The 17217-nt window shown below is 58.1% G+C and carries 22 protein-coding genes and 1 tRNA gene; 11 read left to right on the top strand and 12 right to left on the bottom strand.

Annotated elements, in window-relative coordinates:
* Positions 1 to 870: 870 nt before the first annotated feature.
* Complete coding sequence (locus tag AC1Y2B_RS21635; protein WP_482255207.1) at positions 871 to 1329, bottom strand: heavy metal-binding domain-containing protein; 459 nt, start codon at positions 1327 to 1329, stop codon at positions 871 to 873.
* A gap of 941 nt (positions 1330 to 2270) precedes the next feature.
* Between AC1Y2B_RS21635 and AC1Y2B_RS21640 the strand changes: the two genes are divergently transcribed.
* Entirely contained in the window at positions 2271 to 2837 is a 567-nt protein-coding gene (locus AC1Y2B_RS21640) for a recombinase family protein (protein WP_482255208.1), read from the top strand.
* 376 nt (positions 2838 to 3213) lie between these two features.
* On the opposite strand, the gene AC1Y2B_RS21645 is transcribed toward AC1Y2B_RS21640, so the two are convergent.
* The 7 genes from AC1Y2B_RS21645 to AC1Y2B_RS21675 all read right to left on the bottom strand — a co-directional run bounded on the left by AC1Y2B_RS21645 (position 3214) and on the right by AC1Y2B_RS21675 (position 8457).
* Positions 3214 to 4647, bottom strand: coding sequence for a hypothetical protein (locus AC1Y2B_RS21645; RefSeq protein WP_482255209.1), 1434 nt, complete (start codon positions 4645 to 4647; stop codon positions 3214 to 3216).
* Positions 4648 to 5004: 357 nt separating this feature from the next.
* Positions 5005 to 5133 carry a hypothetical protein gene (locus AC1Y2B_RS21650; protein WP_482255210.1) on the bottom strand — a complete coding sequence of 43 codons (129 nt, stop codon included), beginning with the start codon at positions 5131 to 5133 and terminating at the stop codon, positions 5005 to 5007.
* Positions 5134 to 5196: 63 nt separating this feature from the next.
* Positions 5197 to 6003: a hypothetical protein gene (locus AC1Y2B_RS21655; protein WP_482255211.1), complete on the bottom strand. Its 807-nt coding sequence runs from the start codon at positions 6001 to 6003 to the stop codon at positions 5197 to 5199.
* The gene (locus AC1Y2B_RS21660; protein WP_482255212.1) at positions 6003 to 6302 is read right to left on the bottom strand and encodes a hypothetical protein; all 300 of its coding nucleotides are present in this window, start codon (positions 6300 to 6302) and stop codon (positions 6003 to 6005) included. The genes AC1Y2B_RS21655 and AC1Y2B_RS21660 overlap by 1 nt, the downstream gene beginning before the upstream one ends.
* Positions 6303 to 6517: 215 nt before the next feature.
* Positions 6518 to 7618, bottom strand: a complete 1101-nt coding sequence (locus AC1Y2B_RS21665) for a tyrosine-type recombinase/integrase (protein WP_482255213.1) — start codon at positions 7616 to 7618, stop codon at positions 6518 to 6520.
* Between the two features lie 56 nt (positions 7619 to 7674).
* Positions 7675 to 7748: transfer RNA gene (locus AC1Y2B_RS21670), tRNA-Gly, on the bottom strand.
* Positions 7749 to 7803: 55 nt separating this feature from the next.
* Entirely contained in the window at positions 7804 to 8457 is a 654-nt protein-coding gene (locus tag AC1Y2B_RS21675) for an SOS response-associated peptidase (RefSeq protein ID WP_482255214.1), read from the bottom strand.
* 68 nt (positions 8458 to 8525) lie between these two features.
* Between AC1Y2B_RS21675 and AC1Y2B_RS21680 the strand changes: the two genes are divergently transcribed.
* The 6 genes from AC1Y2B_RS21680 to AC1Y2B_RS21705 all read left to right on the top strand — a co-directional run bounded on the left by AC1Y2B_RS21680 (position 8526) and on the right by AC1Y2B_RS21705 (position 13218).
* A complete protein-coding gene (locus tag AC1Y2B_RS21680; protein ID WP_482255215.1) occupies positions 8526 to 8876 on the top strand; it encodes a VOC family protein in 351 nt (116 codons plus the stop codon).
* An 85-nt stretch (positions 8877 to 8961) separates the two neighbouring features.
* Positions 8962 to 9633: a GcrA family cell cycle regulator gene (locus AC1Y2B_RS21685; protein ID WP_482255216.1), complete on the top strand. Its 672-nt coding sequence runs from the start codon at positions 8962 to 8964 to the stop codon at positions 9631 to 9633.
* A gap of 93 nt (positions 9634 to 9726) precedes the next feature.
* Positions 9727 to 11118, top strand: coding sequence for a 30S ribosomal protein S12 methylthiotransferase RimO (gene rimO, locus AC1Y2B_RS21690; protein WP_482255217.1), 1392 nt, complete (start codon positions 9727 to 9729; stop codon positions 11116 to 11118).
* A 107-nt stretch (positions 11119 to 11225) separates the two neighbouring features.
* Entirely contained in the window at positions 11226 to 11468 is a 243-nt protein-coding gene (locus tag AC1Y2B_RS21695; RefSeq protein WP_482255218.1) for a CDGSH iron-sulfur domain-containing protein, read from the top strand.
* A gap of 152 nt (positions 11469 to 11620) precedes the next feature.
* Complete coding sequence (locus AC1Y2B_RS21700; RefSeq protein ID WP_482255219.1) at positions 11621 to 11995, top strand: hypothetical protein; 375 nt, start codon at positions 11621 to 11623, stop codon at positions 11993 to 11995.
* Between the two features lie 221 nt (positions 11996 to 12216).
* Positions 12217 to 13218, top strand: coding sequence for a substrate-binding domain-containing protein (locus tag AC1Y2B_RS21705; protein WP_482255220.1), 1002 nt, complete (start codon positions 12217 to 12219; stop codon positions 13216 to 13218).
* A 47-nt stretch (positions 13219 to 13265) separates the two neighbouring features.
* On the opposite strand, the gene AC1Y2B_RS21710 is transcribed toward AC1Y2B_RS21705, so the two are convergent.
* On the bottom strand, positions 13266 to 13625 hold the full coding sequence (locus AC1Y2B_RS21710; RefSeq protein WP_482255221.1) for a YigZ family protein: 360 nt from the start codon (positions 13623 to 13625) through the stop codon (positions 13266 to 13268).
* 298 nt (positions 13626 to 13923) lie between these two features.
* On the opposite strand from AC1Y2B_RS21710, the gene AC1Y2B_RS21715 reads away from it, so the two are divergent.
* Complete coding sequence (locus AC1Y2B_RS21715; protein WP_482255222.1) at positions 13924 to 14178, top strand: hypothetical protein; 255 nt, start codon at positions 13924 to 13926, stop codon at positions 14176 to 14178.
* A 63-nt stretch (positions 14179 to 14241) separates the two neighbouring features.
* On the opposite strand, the gene AC1Y2B_RS21720 is transcribed toward AC1Y2B_RS21715, so the two are convergent.
* A complete protein-coding gene (locus AC1Y2B_RS21720; RefSeq protein WP_482255223.1) occupies positions 14242 to 14493 on the bottom strand; it encodes a DUF6455 family protein in 252 nt (83 codons plus the stop codon).
* A 115-nt stretch (positions 14494 to 14608) separates the two neighbouring features.
* On the opposite strand from AC1Y2B_RS21720, the gene AC1Y2B_RS21725 reads away from it, so the two are divergent.
* Positions 14609 to 14836: a hypothetical protein gene (locus AC1Y2B_RS21725; RefSeq protein ID WP_482255224.1), complete on the top strand. Its 228-nt coding sequence runs from the start codon at positions 14609 to 14611 to the stop codon at positions 14834 to 14836.
* A gap of 121 nt (positions 14837 to 14957) precedes the next feature.
* Here AC1Y2B_RS21725 and AC1Y2B_RS21730 read toward each other — a convergent pair whose 3' ends face one another.
* Positions 14958 to 15668: a response regulator gene (locus AC1Y2B_RS21730; protein WP_482255225.1), complete on the bottom strand. Its 711-nt coding sequence runs from the start codon at positions 15666 to 15668 to the stop codon at positions 14958 to 14960.
* A gap of 136 nt (positions 15669 to 15804) precedes the next feature.
* Between AC1Y2B_RS21730 and mce the strand changes: the two genes are divergently transcribed.
* Entirely contained in the window at positions 15805 to 16203 is a 399-nt protein-coding gene (gene mce / locus AC1Y2B_RS21735) for a methylmalonyl-CoA epimerase (RefSeq protein WP_482255226.1), read from the top strand.
* Positions 16200 to 16472: a DUF1467 family protein gene (locus AC1Y2B_RS21740; protein ID WP_482255227.1), complete on the top strand. Its 273-nt coding sequence runs from the start codon at positions 16200 to 16202 to the stop codon at positions 16470 to 16472. The genes mce and AC1Y2B_RS21740 overlap by 4 nt, the downstream gene beginning before the upstream one ends.
* Here the strand turns inward: AC1Y2B_RS21740 and AC1Y2B_RS21745 are convergent.
* Positions 16459 to 17145, bottom strand: a complete 687-nt coding sequence (locus tag AC1Y2B_RS21745; RefSeq protein WP_482255228.1) for an EI24 domain-containing protein — start codon at positions 17143 to 17145, stop codon at positions 16459 to 16461. The two genes, AC1Y2B_RS21740 and AC1Y2B_RS21745, sit on opposite strands and share 14 nt — an antisense overlap.
* Positions 17146 to 17217 lie beyond the last annotated feature (72 nt).

Here is a 17217-nt window from a genome sequence, read left to right on the forward strand (position 1 = left end):
ACGGCATCAGCGAAATCAAAGACATGCTGGCCGCTGCCCGACGATCCACCAAAGACTGGCACGACTTCCTGAGGGACTTCGTCACAGATCCCGACATCATTGCCCGCGTCAAGGGCCAACCCCTGCGGTAGCAATCGGTCGATTACGAACAAACAACTTGAAAGTCTCGCGAAATCAATGGCTTACCACAGATTGCACGCGTGCAATCCTGTCATTTTCACACCCAGAACGACATGATTTTTGGAGCGGGCGACGGGAATCGAACCCGTGTCTTTAGCTTGGAAGGCTAAGGTCTTACCATTAGCGGTCAAAGCAGATTGTTCTTTCAGAACAACGGCTTCTTCCCTTGTCGCTTCTGGCAAAGCTCCCAAACGCCCGCGTTACTTCTCACTGAAATAGATAGCCCGGAACCAAATGTGTGACAAGATGTGTGACAGTGGTTCACCCTCGTTATGCTGCTCGACCCTACAACTTTCCCCCCTCTGACCACCAATACAAGTGACTTGCTGGGTGCAGTATCATGCCCCTACAGCGCCATTGTGTGGCCAGATGTAGAGTGACAGGCCATGCACAAAGGATGCCCTATAGCACGTGGATATAGAGCCATGCATGAGGCCCCAGCCCACAAGGCCGCACCAAGTCGTCAGGACCTTGTGGCCATCATTCCAAAGCTGGTTGAGGCCGTTTCTGCCCATGCCGCCCAGTCTGTACTGTCAAACGTTCTCCTGGTGGCTTCAACCTCTCAGATTAGTTGAACTTGGTCAGAGAATATCCCTTTGAAACAATTCAATATCTTGCGTTTAGTAGTCCCTGCCCATCTAGATATTGACAGAGGATCGCGTGACAACATGGTGGAATACTTGGCGCACTTCAGTCAGCGTCAATCACTACCGCTGTACCATATGCTATCATTTTGAATTTTTTGAACTCTCCTGATCCAGCACGCATGCTATAGCTCTCGACTATATTTATGCTCACGCCTACAACAGCATTACCTCCAACCGAGTGGCATTCTTTCTTGAGATCGTAGAAGAGAGCGTCTTCCTTTTCTGTTACTGCAACTACGAGCTTGCTTTCAGCAGTTGCCACAACAATTTTGATCCTCTTTGAGATTTTAAGGTTGGTCGATGCCTCTGTTGTGACAATGACTGCCTCGATTGCTTCACGTTCTCGTACTTTGGCGGCAGACTGGGCAGATTCCTGTTGCGCTTCTAGTGCGCGAATTGGTGCCTGCTCTTCATCATACTTGAGTCTTACACAATCTAAACACATCCCACCCGAACTGTTTAGAAACCCGATCTTCCTTCCACACTTACTGCAGTTTGCCAATTTGATCTCCCGAGAATTAGAAATGTCACTGCACGCTGTCGTTTAGGCACAGTATGCAGATTTGGAGGGCCTTGTTGCCGTGCCCAACAACACCAGAAGGCCCAGCTCTGGTTATCCAGAGGGTTCACCGAACGAGCAGTATTTGCGCCGACTTAACGCGCCCCTTTCACCTTGTCACTTCTTGATGATGTCATTACCCAGAACTGTGTAGTCACAGACGTTCAAGTCGTTGTTTACGTAAATCAGGCCCAAGCGGATGCCCACTTCCGCCAAAATCTGTGAGCTTGACAGGTTCTTAGTGAGCCTCTTAAAACACTGTTCCTCGGTCTCGCCACAACCGGCAAGGGTCAGAGGAAACAGTAGCAGCAAGAACGCTTTCTTTGCGGCAACTTGTCGGAGGGTTAGCGGCATGGGTTATCCTTCTGTTTTACCAAACGAGATGTTTTCTGTTTACTATGGCGTTACATCTTTACTTGATGCCTTCGAGCAGGCGAACTTCTCATCCCCGAAAACGTATTTGCCCCCAAGCACAGCTCTTGGACAGACTTCTTGCCAGCTGTTTCCGGGGTGACAGTTTCGCACTCTGACAGGGCAAAAGCGTATACTCATAGGGCGAAAACGCCAGCAATTTTGAAAACGTCGTTCATTTTACTGTTCCTTCAGTGATTTTCCTAATCATAAAATAAATCGAAAGATTTCCAACAAAGCATTGGCGCCTATCTGTGCGCGTTAGTTCCTCTGAAATGCTGGGTTGGTAAAGCTGAGCGCTTTCGGCGTGGTTCATTTCAGTGCAAACAAAGTGGGGGAAGGGTCTCACAAGACCCTGCCTTAGTGGTTCAGTGAGAAAGTGTCTCACAACACACCGAAAACGGCCCTATTGACGCACTTCTCATAATATTCTAAGGTATATTTGCGAATCACTGAGACACTGGAGACTGAAAATGCTTGTTGGCTACGCACGGACATCGACCCTCGAACAGAATGCCGGACTTGAGGCTCAGCTTCGGGACCTCGTGGCATATGGGGTGGAAGCTGACAGCATCTACCACGAGCAAGTCTCCTCCGTTGCTCAGCGCGATCAACTGGATGCGGCGATCAAGTCACTGCGAAAAGGCGACAAGCTTGTGGTCTGTAAGCTTGACCGGCTCTGCCGCTCTGTCCGTCATCTTGGTGAGTTGCTGGAAGTGCTTGAGGCCAAACAGGCTGGCTTGGTCATTTTGTCGATGGGCGGGCAGTCGATAGATACGACCACAGCCACAGGAAAGCTGATGCTGAACGTGATGTCCTCCGTGGCGCAGTTCGAGAGAGAGATGATGCTTGAGCGTCAGAAGGAAGGGATCATCAAGGCCAAGGCTGAAGGCAAGTACACGGGTCGCAAGCCCACAGCGATGGCAAAAGGTGAGGCTGTTCTGACCTTGATGAAGTCTGGAATGTCAAAGCAGGCTATCTGTGATCAAGTTGGTATCAGCAGAGCAAGCTTGTACCGCATTCTTGAGGATCAGGGCTGAACGCCCAGCAGCCACAACCACAAACCCTAGTCTATATGTCATGTAGCGATCCCCCAGGCGATGCTGGCTAGGCAAGGCCACCCAGACGACGATCAGCGAACTGTAAGTGCCATATATTGCACCCTCGTGGGCATTTTGGCTGTCGATGCATCGTCGTCTGGGCCGTGGGTCCCCTAGATTATAGGCTTGGCATTTTCGCCGCAGATGTTAGCCACGAGAAACCCGAGAACAAAATTTCCGCTGAAGTTAAGGGTAAGAGAAGGTGTAGATTTATATTAAGCGGTAGATTTCCTCCTCTATACCTTTGGTTCCTCTTTCCTGAATATACCTTAAGGTATTCATTATCCTATTATATATTATATATTCTTCATTAATCCTACTGGAAGTCTTCAAGTACTTCATAGTCCTGATCGTCAATGATATTGTTATGATCTTCTTTCTTTCCACTTACATATCCTTTTTGGCTCTGCAAGTCTTTGCGGTAAATAAAAATCTTAGGCTCCTCATTGATCCTTGACACATCCAAAGCTGGAACAACTCCGAAATGCTTCAACATCGACTTCTGCAAAGAGGCTACAACGGTATCTTCATCCACTTGACGACACATAAGACTGTCATGCACCGGATAGGTCGGAATACCCAGTGCAGCAAGCTCCAAAATAGCATCAATTATTGCCTCACTCTCTTTATACATGATCTCGAACACATCAGCATTTGTGGCGAGCAAAAAGGGGAAGGCGTCCGTTATGTCCTTGTAGTAGTCCGATGCTTTTGCCTTTCGTGGCAAATTGAATTTCTCCCTTACTGAAACAGTCTTGCGTCCGTTATCTGTCCTCCTGCTTTCTCCCTTTGGAAACTGCGTTGTATTGTGGCCATTGGAGATGTACGCGGATACGAGTAACTTCGCTAACTTTCTCATAGTCTTACGCTGCTCTGGGTCATTGGCTCTCCTAACGAACCTAATGTCTTGATAAGGATCTGGAGAAAGCGCGCTTCCATCGCCAAATAGACCATTGCAGATGTTGAGGTAGCTTGCCTTGATGTCGATCTCGCTCACGGGCTCGCCTCCAATCGTCATTTTCAGCCTATCTTCCTCGGGTGCATTCTGCCAATTTCCATAGAGCCTGCCTCCATTTTCAAATTTTCCGTTATTAAACACCCTGCGACACTTAGCGTATAACCTGCCGCTTTCATTTTCTAGCGGATATGTCAGCATAATATCGTCGATTGGCTTCAATCTTTCGGCAGCTTTCTTAAACTGTTCCGGAAAATTTCTTCTTGACATCTTCTTTCCGCCAATGATTTTTCCATCTTTTCTAATTTTTGCGCTCCTTACCTGAACTGATGGACCGATACCATGCGGTTTGAATTTAAGATTGGAAAGATGGCCCCACTTTCGGGTATCTATTTTGTATATAGCAGCAAGCTTGTCAAGCTTTGACGACTTTTGGGCAAGTTCTATCAATTCAATCCTTATCAAAGTATCTCGGACTCGAGATGCGATATCTCTCGAATATGCTGCCCCGACAAAGTGATCATTCCCCATAGGCCAACAGATTAGATTGTTTGTGGCAGAAGCTTTCGCTGAGAAGAAATCAGAAAGACAATATATAAGCTTTTTGTTCGTTGATGGCCTTTCACTCTCAATATTATACACCCTTAAGATAGTATCTAAATAATCCTCTGTATGCTCATCCGCCGGCTCAAACTCAATCCAGACTTCAGCCGATGCCTCCAAGAGTTGCCCGTATTTTGGGGATTGTCGGAAGTAAACGCGTTGAGCGTTGTTGTGTGTGGTGTTGGTCTCCATATCTCGCTGTTCCTCTGCTTTGGGTGGAAAATCTTGCGTTTTGAGCTGTGATTTTCGAGAAAAATAAAAAAACCCCGCCGTATTGGCGAGGCGCAGGACCGTACCTGCATGGCTATTGGTGTGTGGTGACCTCTTTGGCCAATGATAGACGTAAGTACGCAGGGCGCCTATTTCAAGGATCCCTACAACAATTTCTTCTTCGGTTTGATCAATAGCCGCCCGTCAATTGCAGACCGTGACACAGATGCGCCCATTGGAAGTGTCAAAGATCAAAATCATGGTTTTCCCCGCCTCGTAATTAACAAGCGGAAAATCAAGGCCTTTGTAGACCCCCCGGTAGACTGAGCGCTTTGCGGCCTAGAAGGCTTCCTCGGCTGCGACTTGGGAACCAGCGGAGAAGTCCAGCATCTCGATGGACGGAACCTTCTGATCCTGGCTCAGCTTCACCCTCATGGTGACAGTGGTCTGCGTGGCTTCGGCGGACAAAGATCCGATTTTCCACAATGGTCCGACGACTTGGTTTGGGTTGACCATTTCGTCCGCGCTGAGCTAGGGTCCCGTGGGCTGATCGTTCGTTCCACTCTTCGCGGTTTGTGACTCCGTCGGAGTTTTCATGCCGGAGGCAGTTGCAGCGGCAAGAGCGGCATCAATTGCAACTTGATCGTCTGCAACTTGTTTGTCGATAGCTGTTGCTAATGAGGGGCTTTCCGCAGTCTCAGTGGATGCGTGACTTGGAGAACTGTCATCTGAGACACACTTAAAATCAACTCTTCCTTCCGCCCATCCGTAGTAACGAGTATCCCCAATAAGAGGCCGAAGCGCGACATCAACGATGTCTAAGACTGACACTTCCGCAAAAAGTACACCGAAGGTTTCATCAGGAGTTCCGGCGTAGAGCGATAAATGCCGTGTTTCACCCGGCTCAATGCCCCCGGGTATATTCTCAAACGACTCTTTATCTACCCAAGGTATAGTTCGACCCACGCTCCTTACTCGTGCACTGTAACGAACACCCGCTATCGCAAAAGGCAATTTATTCGTCACATCAGCCAAGATCCAAGAGTGATCATCGGCCAACTTCGCGGCCGACACTAGCACTTCCTTCTTTATGCAATCTCTCACGTTGTCATCTGTCTGTTGCGCTTTCGCTTCAAGAGTATTAAGAGCTGTGCAGATCATAAAATTAAGTACAATTATTTTTATTCGTTTTGTAAGCCTGTGGCCGCAACGTTCAAATCTCAACCTCGAAAGTTCGATTGATGCATCATATATTGAAATCAAGTAGAGCATCAGGATACTATCGCTGACACTCCATCGGATTTCATTCTTCCTATGTGGGTTCAGATTTGCGTCCATCACAGCCCCTTTGGTGTTAGCCGCGTGCGTGATACGCGCATGCCATCGGCGAGGTCTGGGGTAACAAATTCATAGAATGCACCTTTGTAAAAGACTGACAATCTACTGTTTACCGTAGAGCTAGGCGCTGTTTGAAGAGGCACCATTTTTCCATCTTCTAGTGCCGCGACACACTCTTCAACGGTTACAGGATCGCGTTTTGAATTCCCCTCGTTAAATAAGTGGAAGTCAGCCGCACCCACGACGTCTGCGGCAAGGCATGCTCCAGATAGGACCAAGGCGAGTTGAATAGTCTTCATGCTTTATCCCCAGCATAGTTAGCGTATTACGCAGTGGATGTCACCATTTAGGGTCTGTCAAGGTGAGATTCTTGGAAGCCAGTTCAGGACCGTACCTGCATGGTTATTGGTGTGTGGTGACCTTTTGGGTCTTTGCCTAGTTCGGCCTGCGGTCCAGATTCTTCAAGACTTTCGACCGAAAAGTTGTGTTTGAATACTATTCTGGTCTGGCCCCTCTATGCTGAGGTGACGGCGATCCTTTCTAACCACTTACGCTTCTGCTCTAGATTAAAGCCTGACCCATAGCGCCTTCCTGCCCCTTGGACCGATGACCATCCGCCCAGCGCGTCAAGTAGTTCCAGAGGGCACTCTACGGCCCTCAGCCGGTCGCGGAAGGCATGACGGAGACAGTGTGCTGTCTTACCCGCAAAGGGACGCTTCATCCATTTGTTTAGGGTGTTTCCGGCATGTGTCGCCAAGGTCAATCCGTCCGTCAGGTACTCAGGGAAAAGGTAGGGTGAGTCGGTTGTAGACAGCAGCATCTTCATGGCTTCGAAGGCATAGCCGACCAACGGAATCTCTCGTTCTGACCCCGGTGTTTTGAGCCTTCTGGACTGATGCCCAACAATCCAGACAGATTGGCTTTCAAGGCAGACATCTGACCGCCTCAGCCCGACGATTTCTGCTATGCGACACCCAGTTTCCCCCAAGATGGGTACAGCAAGCCGCAGTCGCTTCCCTGACACCATCGAAGTTTCGTAAAGGTCACGCAGTTCGGTCGTTAGAAAGGGTGTGCGACTTTCCTTGTCTGCACCCTCCTTTGGGATCAGAACGCGGGAAAACGGGTTGCGCCCTGCTACTTCATACTCTGCAAAGCCATAGTTGAAGACCGCCGTTAGACAGTTCATGCGCCTTCTGATGGTTGTGGTTCGGTTGCCCTTCGCGAGAAGCTTGCTGACGAAGTTCCTCGCATCCTGACGGGTGTACTGATCAACGGCCATGTCGCCTGACATCAAGATGAGTGCATCAACTGTGCTAAAGGTTGGGTTATGCTGGATGCCCTTAACCTCAACGTACTCCTTTACTATAGCTGACAGCGTTGCCGTCTTGGCCGTCGTGGCGTCCTTCAGGGAGGTGATGCTGATAGGCTGTGTTAGATTCCCCGCCTGCCAGATTGCATCTAGCCGCTTGGTCATTGCCTCCGCTGCTTGAGGTGAGTCGATCCTCGTTCGGATGAAGTCCCCGAAGATTTCCTTCGCGTGTGCAGGAACACGACGGTTATAGTAGAGCAGTCCAGCCCGAAGGACCGTGTGCTGTGGTGTGACTGATGTGTGCATTCTGACAACTTCTCATACGGTTAACCCTTTGAGAAGCAACGCGAATCCAAAGATTCTGGAGCGGGCGACGGGAATCGAACCCGTGTCTTTAGCTTGGAAGGCTAAGGTCTTACCATTACACAACGCCCGCGCTGGCCTGTTCATACCATCCCGCGCCGTCAGGCTCAACCCGCCCGCACCAGTTTTCACGCCTCGATCGGCTCGATCAACTGCGGCCCCCGCGCCCGGTTCGAATTGACCGCCTTGTCCACCCGATAAGACCGCAAGACCCCCGGCAAGGTCGGCTTCATCAGCAAAGCCGCCCCATGCCCCGCCTCGCCCAGCCACAAGGGCCAATCCGCCGCCTCCAGAATCAGCGGCTCCCGGTCATGTATCCCCGCCATGTTCGGCCCCGCATCCAAGGTCACCACCGCGCAGGTCATCCGATCCTGCCACGCCGAATAGACCCCACCCAAGGCCAGCGGCGCCCCATCCGACCGCGTGATATACCAAGGCAACCGCGCCCCATCCTCCCCCGCGCTCCATTCATAAAAGCCCGAGGCCACCACCAGACAGCGCCGCTGCCGGATCGCCTCCCGAAACGCCGGCTTCTCGGCCACTGTATCCGACCGCGCGTTGATGATCAGCGGTCCATCGGTCGGCGTCTTGTACCACCCCGGCAGCAACCCCCATCGCATCGACCGCAGCCGCCGCGACCCGGCGTCCGAGGTCACCACCGGCACCGTCTCGGTCGGGCACAGGTTGAACTGCGGCACGTCCGGCAGGTCATTGCTGGCCACCGCGTCAAACAACGCCGCCAGCGCCTCATTCGGATGGGTCAGGGTCAAGCGTCCACACATGCCCGCAGCCTAACCCGCTCATGACCCAACCGCAAACCCATGCTATCCTCCCCCGACTGGAGGACCCGATGCACACGCTCTCCCAACTCTCCCGCCGCTGCGAGGACCTGCCCCGCGCCCGCGCATTCCTGACCCTTCTGGGCCTAAAAGAACTCTACAGCTTCCCCGGCCTCGCCTTCTTCGACCTTGGGCCCACCCGCCTGATGCTGAAGGAAACCGGCACCAAAGACCCCGCCGATATCCTTTACTTCGCCGTCCCCGACATCCACCAAGCCCATGCCAGCCTCACCGCCAAGGGCATCCCCTTCACCCGCCCGCCGCACCTGATCCACCGCCACCCCGACGGCCGCGAGGAATGGATGGCCTTTTTCACAGATGACGAGGGTCGCGACCTCGCCCTTCACGCCCTCTCCCCTTGAACTTCGCGGCTCAAGCTTGTATCGACACCCGTCCCGACTAGAATGGCTCACTTGTGGGCCACAGCGGCTATTGCGGAGTTTACCCATGTCCTGGACCGATGAGCGCGTCGAGACGCTCAAGAAGATGTGGGCCGAAGGCCAGTCGGCCAGCCAGATCGCCAAGGAACTCGGCGGGGTCACCCGCAACGCCGTGATCGGCAAGGTCCATCGGCTTGGCCTGTCCAACCGCGTCGGCCCCGGTGGCGCGACTGAGGAAGAGGCTGAAGAGGCACCGGTCGCAGCCCCCGTTGCCGCAGCCGCCCCCGCGCCTGCGCCGGCCGCCAAACCGGTCGAAGCCCCGCGCCCGGTGGCCGAACCGCCGCGTGCGGCAGAACCCGTGCGCCCGGCCCCTGCCGCGCCGACGCCTCCGCCTGCCGCCGCCCAACCCGCGCCCGCACCAGCGGCCAGCGTCGTGGCACCGGCCCCAATCCCGCTGCGCAAGGCCATCATTCCGGCAGGCCAGCCCCTGCCGCCGCAGCCTTCGGCCAACGAAATCAGCCCCGAAGCCCTGGCATCGGTGCGCGAAGTCGAAAAGCGCGCCAAGAAGCTGACCCTGATGGAACTGACCGAGCGGACCTGCAAATGGCCGATCGGCGACCCCGCCACGGAAGATTTCTGGTTCTGCGGCCTGCCTTCCGTGGCCGGCAAACCCTATTGCGAGGCCCATGTCGGCGTCGCCTTCCAACCGATGAGCGCCCGCCGCGATCGCCGCCGCTAAGCTCAGGATGGGCCATCGGCCCATGGTACCAGACCCCTTCAGCCCCATCCGGTGACCGATCCGGTTGGGGCTTTCCTTATAAAGACCGGCCCCATGTCGCAGAACCCGCCCAACCTCCGCCCCGACCTCGCCCGCGCCATGGTACCGGACGAACGCCGCGCTGGCCAACCGACCATCGGCATGGTCTCCTTGGGCTGCCCCAAGGCGCTGGTTGACAGCGAACGCATCCTGACCCGCCTCAGGGCCGAGGGCTATGCCATCTCGCCCGATTATCAGGGGGCCGATGCCGTCATCGTCAACACCTGCGGGTTCCTTGATTCGGCGAAAGCCGAAAGCCTCTCCGCCATCGGCGAGGCCCTGCAACAAAACGGCCGCGTCATCGTCACCGGCTGCCTCGGCGCGGAACCCGAATACATCACCGGCGCGCACCCCAAGGTCCTCGCCGTCACCGGCCCGCACCAGTACGAGGCGGTGCTGGATGCCGTCCACCTCGCCGTGCCGCCCTCGCCCAACCCCTTCGTCGACCTGCTCCCGGCCACCGGCGTGAAGCTGACACCGCGCCACTACAGCTACCTCAAGATTTCCGAGGGCTGTAACCACAAGTGCAAGTTCTGCATCATCCCCGACATGCGCGGGCGTCTGGTCTCCCGCCCCGCCCACGCCGTCCTGCGCGAGGCGGAAAAGCTGGTCGAGGCTGGGGTGCGTGAACTGCTGGTGATCTCCCAGGACACCTCCGCCTACGGTGTCGACCGCAAGCATGACCTCTCCCCCTGGAAAGGCGGCGAGGTGCGCGCCCATATCACCGACCTCGCCCGTGCCATGGGCCAGCTTGGCGGCGACCAGAAGCCTTGGGTCCGCCTGCACTACGTTTACCCCTATCCCCATGTCCGCGACCTGATCCCCCTGATGGCGGAAGGCCTTGTCCTGCCTTATCTCGACATCCCGTTCCAGCACGCCCACCCCGAAACGCTGCGCCGCATGGCCCGCCCCGCCGCCGCTGCCAAAACGCTCGACGAAATCGCCGCCTGGCGCGCCACCTGCCCCGACATCACCCTGCGCTCCACCTTCATCGTCGGCTACCCCGGTGAAACCGAAGAGGAATTCCAGACCCTGCTGGATTGGATGGACGAAGCGCAACTCGACCGTGTCGGCTGCTTCCAATACGAAAACGTCGCCGGCGCCCGCTCCAACGCCCTGCCCGACCACGTCCCCGCCGAGGTCAAACAGGAACGCTTCGACCGCTTCATGGAAAAGGCACAAGCCATTTCCGAGGCCAAGCTGCAAGCCAAGGTCGGCTCCGTCATCCAGGTCATCGTCGATGACGTGGACGACGAAGGCGCCACCTGCCGCACCCAAGCCGACGCGCCCGAAATCGACGGCAACCTCTTCATCGACGAGGATTTCGAAGGCCTCGGCATCGGCGACATCGTCACGGTCGAGGTCGAAGAGGCCGGCGATTACGACCTTTGGGGCCGTGTGGTCTGACCAAGGGGTCAGGCTCACACAGTCAACCTGCGCAAATGCACAGTGGCGCCGCTTGATCCGTTTTCCGGACCGGTCATGCTCCTGCGCAACTGAAGGAGGAGCCCCCCATGTCCGACGCGCCGATCATTGCCCAAAAAGCCCCCTACGCCGTCCCGGTCGAAGCTGGCAAGACCTACTACTGGTGCGCTTGCGGCCAGTCCAAGAACCAGCCGTTCTGCGATGGCAGCCACAAGGGCAGCTCCTTTGCGCCCAAGGCCTTCACGGCCGAGGAGTCCAAGACCGCCTATCTGTGCGGCTGCAAGCACACCCAGAACGCGCCCTTCTGCGACGGTTCGCACAAGGCGCTGTGACCGCCAGAAGCGGCACGGTTTCACATCCCCTGAAGGCGGCCGCGCTGGCCGTCTTTTTTTTCTGCCTAAAATTTATTCAAATATCCAAGGATCATGTTAGCCTACCCGAACGCGCCACTTTGAAACCAGAGCGCGACACAGGAAGGGACACCATGAACATCTCACGTTTGTATCTTGTAATCGGTTCCCTCTATCTTCTCGTCGGGGTCATCCTCGGCATGTATATGGGCGGCGCACAGGACTTTACCCTCGCCCCCGTCCATGCCCACATCAACCTTCTGGGCTTCGTCCTGATGACCGTGTTCGGCATCGCCTACCGCGTCTTGCCGGGCCTTGCCGGCAATGCCCTTGCGACAGCGCATTTCTGGCTGCACCAGATTGGCGGCCTTGTCCTGCTGATCGGCCTGTTCCTGCTGCTCTCCAAGCAAATGCCCGAAAGCACCGCCGCCATCGTCATGCCGGTGTCCGAGATCATTGTCTTCCTCGGCATGGCCTGTTGGGCCGTCAACGTCTTCAAGAACGCCTGAAGGTCAGGTCAAGGCGGCCCCGTGCCGCCTTGACCGACAGGCCGACAGACCGACAGGCCGGCGAATATCTTTCGCGCGGCCCCGCTAACCCTGCAAAATTGTTACAATTTCGACACGGAATCTTCCGCGCTCCGTTACGAAAACGACGCCTCTCCGTTACCCACCTTGCCTAGCCCCTGCCGCATGTCGCGCCGTGCGACGACCCACGCTCAGGAGCCTACATGCGCCTTTCTTACCTTGCCGCAGCCGCCGTCGCTGCGGCCCTGACCTTGCCGGTCACCGCCTTCGCCCGTGATCAGATCTCGCTGACAGGGTCGTCCACCGTGCTGCCTTTCGCCAATATCGTGGCGGAAGCCTTTGGCCAGAACACCTCGTTCAAGACCCCGGTCGTGGAAGGTGGCGGCACGGGGGCCGGCATCGCCAAGTTCTGCCAAAGCCCGGACGAGAACTCTGCCGACATCGCCACCGCCTCGCGCAAGATCAAATCGGGCGAGATGAACACCTGCCGCAAGAACGGCGTGACCGGCGTTGAAGAAGTCCGCATCGGCTATGATGGCGTGGTTTTCGCCTCTGACATCAAGGGCCCGGCCTTCGCTTTCACGCCGTCCAACTGGTACAACGCCCTGGCAGCCGAAGTGAAAATCGGCGGCAAGTTGGTGCCGAACCCCTACCAGAAATGGTCCGACATCGACCCGTCGCTGCCCAACCAGGACATCATCGCCTTCATTCCGGGCTCCAAGCATGGCACCCGTGAAGTGTTCAACAACAATGTCATCATGAAGGGCTGCACGGTGTTTGGCGCCGACAAGCTGTTCAAGGCCCGTGACGGCAAGGCAGATGGCTGCCTGAACCTGCGCACCGATGGCAAGGCCGTGGAAATCGACGGCGACTACACCGAAACCCTGGCCCGGTTGAAGTCCAACCCGCAAGGCATTGGCGTCTTCGGCCTGTCCTTCTATGAAAACAACACCGACAAGTTGCGCGTCGCCACCTATATGGGCGTCACCCCGTCGAAGGAAACCGTCGCGAACGGCAAGTACTACGTCTCGCGCCCGCTGTTCCTCTACGTCAAGACCCAGCACATCGGCGTCATCCCGGGCCTGAAAGAGTTCGTCCAGTTCTTCGTCTCTGACGATATGGCTGGCCCGGATGGTCCGCTGTCGGCCTATGGCCTGGTGGTGGATCCGGCCTTGGCCGCGACCCAGGCGCAAGTCGCCAAGTAACCTTCGCCCCTTGCGGAACGCCCGGCCGAGCCTCTCGGCCGGGCGTTTCATGTCTTCCCCAGCTCTGCCAGATAGGCCCGGACTGAGGTCACCACATGTGCGAACCGGTCGCCGCCCAGCTTCACCCCGCCATACCAGCGCGTCACCACAACAATATGACCGCGCAGTCCCGCCCGCTCGATCATCTTCAGGATCACCGCCGCCGCCCCGGTTTCGCCGTCATCATCCTTGACCTGCGTGCCATCGGCCAGCACCGCCGCCCAAGAGTTGTGGGTGGCCTTGGCGAACTTTTTCTCGGCCGTCACGCTGGCGACGAAGGCCTTGACCGCCGCACCGTCCGCCACCGCGCCGCCGCTCACCGCATAGCGCGAGCCGCGGTCGCGCACCGTATCTTGAATCTGCAACATGCCCGCACCCTAGCCGCAGCGGCGGCCTTGCGCCATCCAAACCATGTTCAACGCGCCCAAGGCGGGAGGCCGTCGATCAATCCGCCGTGACAGGCGCAGATCAGCCCAGTGCAATCTCAATGACTTCAAGCCTTTGCACGGAGTGGTGCGGCGCTCTTGCCCAGAATCCCACGCCGCCCCAAGTCTCGCTCACAGCGCGGGGAGATGCCGGACCGGACCCCCGATCGACGCGACACCATCCAGACCGCGCTGCGAAAAGCAGCCCCACAACCGGGCTGATTGGACAGGAGTCCTTGAAATGTTGCGCAAATCTTTTCTTCTGGCGGCGCTTGGCGTCACCCTTGCCGCAGGGTCGGCCTTTGCCGCCGATCATGTCTCGGGCAAAGTGGCGCGTGTCGATGCCGCCTTGGGCAATATCTGGCTGGACAATGGCGTGAAGTTCCCGGTCGGGACCATGGTGGCTTCGGGCCTGCTGCCCGGCAACACCGTGTCGATCATCTACACCGCGTACAATGACAGCATCGGTGTGCTGGCGGTATCGCCCGCCAGCTAAGCCCACACCCCGGCCAGCGGGCCCCGATGGGCCTCCTGCATTGCAGCGGGGCGCAGGTCAGCATCAGGGCTGCAAAGCCTCGATCTGCGCCTTGTTCTGGCAAAAGCTCGGCAGGCTTTCGCTGCGCGTTGTCACCGCAAGATAGGCCGTGCAGGTGTCCGTCTTTTCGCACCGCGCGCAGGCGTCCACCATCTGCCCCAGTTCCGACCGCGAGAACCAGCCCTCCGTCACGGCCTCCACCAGATTGAGGCCCAGAACCCGCGCCATTCCCCGCGTCAGCGCCCAGGCCTTTGGCGCTTCGATGTAACCGATCATGCCGACCTCCCTTTTGCTGCAATTTGCCCACACTCCGCCGGGCGGCCCTGCACTTCCTTGATCCAAATCAAGCAGCCCAGTTGAAGCCCGGCGCGGGTCCGCCTAACATCCCCCCATGTTTACCATTGAACACGAATTTGACGCGACCGTGATCACCCTGATCGACGAGGGGAAAACCCCCTTGGCGGAAGACGTGATCGTCGAGGCTTATGAGGATTGCGTCGTCCTCGAACAGCTGGACCCCGAGTCCGAGACCCCCCTCCGCATCACGCTGTCGCTGCGTCAGGTTGATGATCTGGCCGCCGCCCTGAACCTGCCAGAGGGGATCTACCGTCGCAAATGACGGACCGCGCCGTTGACCGGCAGGCCACCGACCCCGGCGGCCCGCGGTCGACTTGCCGCCGAAAACCCGCGCCCAGACGCCCCAAAGCAGCGCGCCGATCCACAGGACGCCCCGCAGCAGCTTAACCCTGCCGGTCAAACGCATGATCCGGCCCCGTCAACCTGTCCCGCAGCAAGGCCCGCAAATCCTCCAGACCCGAGGCTTCGGCCAGCGCCGTGTCATGCGCATGGCGCGCCACCCCGCGCACGAAACCCGCCACATAGGCGCGCCGCGCCTCGCTCAACCCCGGCTCACCCAGACCCGCCTCCACCAATTCCGCCGCATGGGCCAGGTCGTCGCGCAGCGCCAGGGTGTCTGGCCTCAGCACGGCCTCGGCCCCCGGCCCCAGATCGCCGCCCCGCTCTGGCATATGCCACACCAGCAGGTTGCGCAGGGCAGCAAGGCTTTCCAGCGGCTTGTCGATGAACCCATCCGCCCCCGCCGTCATGGCCGCAACCCGGCCACCGGCATCGCCCGACATGCCCAGCACCACAGGCCGCGGGCTGCGTGCCGCCACATCGCGGATCAGCGCCTCGCCCCGGCCATCGGGCAGACCAAGGTCAATGATCACCGCATCCGGCCGGTACAGCCGCAGATGCGACGCGGCGGCCTGCAGCGAATCAGCCCGCCTCAGCCGCGCCCCCAAGCGCCGGCACATCAACCGCAGCGCATCCGAGGCGAAGCGGCTGTCTTCCACCGCCAGCACCGTAACACCCCGCAACGGCAGATCATTTCCCAAACCCTCCGCCTGCGGTGCAGGCTCTGGCAGTTCCAAGGTCAGGCTGTTCGGCATGGCACGCTCCCAAGAACTTCCCGCGACATCGGCGATTTCCCCTGCACTTGAGCACATCATCCCTAAGCGCGCGTTAATGACGCACTTGCCCCGCCCCGCTCCGGCCCCCATAACCCCCAAAACGCCGGAGCCCTTCATGATCGGTCGCCTGAACCACGTTGCCATCGCCGTCCCCGACCTTGCCGCCGCCATCCGCATCTATGCGGGCCCGCTTGGCGCGCAGGTAGCCGCCCCGCAGGATGAACCTGCCCACGGCGTTACCGTCGTCTTCATCACCCTGCCCAACACCAAGATCGAGCTGTTGCACCCCTTGGGCGAAAACTCACCCATCGCGGGCTTCCTTCAGAAAAACCCCTCCGGCGGCATCCATCACATCTGCTATGAGGTAGAGGATATCGAAGCCGCCCGTGACCGCCTGAAAGCCGAAGGCGCCCGCGTTCTGGGCGACATCAAGATCGGCGCGCACGGCAAGCCCGTTCTGTTCCTGCACCCGAAAGACTTCACCGGCACCCTCATCGAGTTGGAACAAGCATGACCATCACCGGCGCCATCGTCCTCTTCTCGGTCACCTGGTTCATGGTGTTCCTGTGCATCCTGCCCACCCGGCAAACCAGTCAGGCCGCCGCCGGAGAAATCGTGCCCGGCTCCGCCGCTTCCGCCCCGACCGATCCGCAGATCGGCCGCAAGGCCAAGCTGACCACCTGGATCACCCTTGTGCTGTGGGTGCTGATGTGCGGCGTGATCCTGTCCGGCTGGATCGGGGTCGAGGATACCGACATCTTCCACCTGCTCAAGCGGCCCTGAGCCTGTGGAACAGATGCGTGAAGGTGGCAGCCCCCAGCACCGGCACGAACAGGCTGATCACCGGCAGCGATAGCGGTGCAGCCATCAGCGTCCCGGCCAGCCAGATCTGCCCGCGGTTCCGCCCCATCAAGTCCCGCGCCTGATCGCGCCCCACGTGGCGCAGCGCCGCCATCAGGAAATACTCGCGGCCCAGCAACCAGCCATTCACCGCCCAGAACAAGACCGGCCCGAACGGCCCCAGACCGAACGACAGCCCCAGCGCCACAAGGTTGGCGACGACCATCAGCGCCAGCAGGCTCGCGCCCTCCGCCAGCCCCTCCCAGATGCCCAGCCTCCGCCCCGGCGGCCCCGGATAATGCATCCGCTCCACTGCCTCGGCGACCTGATCCAGAAACAGCGCCGAAAAGGCCGACGCCACCGGCCCCATCAGAAAGACCGAGGCTGCCAGCATCAGCACCCCAAGCCCGATCCCCGCCGCCCAGCCAATCCCGTCCATCGGCCCGATGAACGGCACGGCAATCTGCCCCGGCACCCACCACTCCACCACGCCCAGCAGCCCCAGAAACACCGCCCCCAGCAGGCCCAGCGCCAAGGCCACCCCCTGCCAGACCACGCGCAGAAAGCGCGGGTCAGACAGTTGCCCCAAGGCGGCAAAGACGCAGGAAAAGACCAGTTACGCCTCCACCCATTCCACGATCTTGCCCAGGTCCGGCCGCGGCCGGTCCGGCGCCTCGCTCGCCACGGT

This window comes from Stagnihabitans sp., assembly GCF_964946895.1.